Here is a 1393-nt window from a genome sequence, read left to right as displayed (position 1 = left end):
GTCCTGACGGGAGCCGCCGCGGCCTCCCTGCTGCTGCCCAGGCTCCTCGGCGCGGCCCGCCGCGCACGGGGCACGGAGCGGGGGAGTGGTCGCGATGCCCGGCGGTGAACGGTCCCGGGCCACCGCCCGCCTGCTGACCGGACTGGCCTGGGTGGTGCTGCTGCTCGGCCTGTGGCTGTGGGGCCGCGACCTGACCGACGTACGGCAGGCGCTGTCCGGACCGGCCACGGGCGACATCGCGGCGGTCGGCCGCCCGGCCGGTGACCAACTCCCGCCCGCCGCGGACCCGTTGAAGGACGCCCTGCCCCGGCTCCTGGAGATCCCCGCCCTCGAAGTGCGCGCCCCGGTGGTGGCCCGCACCCCGGACGCCGACGGCAGACTCGCCCCACCCGCCGAACCGGCGGGCGCGGTGGGCTGGTACGGCGCCGGCGTGAAACCCGGCGCGCCCGGCACCGCGCTGCTGATCGGGCAGGCCGGCACGGCGGCCGGGGACGCGGTGTTCCGCGGGCTCGGCGCCCTGCGTACCGGCGCCACGGTCCACATCACCCGGAGCGACGGCACGGCCGCCGACTTCACCGTGGACCGTGTCGACCGCGCCGAGCACACCGGGCAGTCGCGGCCCGCCGAGTCGGCGGACGCGCGGCTCGCCTCGGCCGTAAGGGGGCCGGGCCGCGCCGAGTTGCTGCTGGCGACGTACGGCGGGGCCACGGACGTGGTGGTCCACGCGTATCTGACGGGCACGGGAACCTGAGCCGGGACCCCGGGACGACCGGCCGGCCGACGCACCGGCCCGGTCGACGGCCCGCTCCCCCGGAAGCCGCCGACCGGGCGGGCCCTCGACCGCGCGCGCCCGGGCTGCGGGAGTAACCCGGCGACCGGCGCGGGAGGTTCGGAGGTCTGGTGGTCTCTGGGGTGAGCCATGTGGGGGGTAAGGCACTTTAGAACGAGTGGGCCGTCCGGGCCCAGACCTGTGACGCCCGCTCGTTGTGCCAGCATGGGAGACGGCCTGGCCGAGTGCACCGAGAGGGAGCCGCATGTACGGCATGAGGGGGCTCGGTCCGCGCGCCCGCAGGAGGCGGACACGGGCGTCCGCGGCCGTGTCGGGGGCGGTGCTGGGGGCCGTGCTGCTGGCCGCCGGCTGCTCCGCCGCGGACGGCGCCGGCGGCCACCACGGAGGTACGGGCGCCGCCGCGATCACCCAGCAGCCCAAGGAGGCCGACCCCTTCTGGGTGAATCCGGACAGCCGGGCGGCCCGGCAGGTGGCCGCCTACGCCGAGGAGGGCCGCGGGGCCGAGGCCGCGCAGATCCGCAAGATCGCCGAGCAGCCGACCGGCGAGTGGATCGGCCCGGAGAACCCCGAGCGGGAGGCGCGCGGCTTCACCGAGGCCGCGGA

General features: G+C 77.7%; 1 protein-coding gene and 1 pseudogene. Both read left to right on the top strand.

Features of this window, described 5'->3' with window-relative positions:
- Positions 1-94: 94 nt before the first annotated feature.
- Positions 95-751 (top strand): sortase domain-containing protein, encoded by a 657-nt coding sequence (locus IE249_RS17030; protein ID WP_189705740.1) that lies wholly within the window; start codon positions 95-97, stop codon positions 749-751.
- Between the two features lie 283 nt (positions 752-1034).
- Positions 1035-1393 (top strand): annotated as a pseudogene (locus tag IE249_RS37565) (glycoside hydrolase family 6 protein); the annotation flags it as partial.

It is taken from the genome of Streptomyces anandii JCM 4720, from assembly GCF_014650655.1.
GTDB lineage: Bacteria > Actinomycetota > Actinomycetes > Streptomycetales > Streptomycetaceae > Streptomyces > Streptomyces anandii.
Note: the sequence above shows the minus strand (reverse complement) of the source record. Positions and strands in the feature narration are given on the sequence as shown.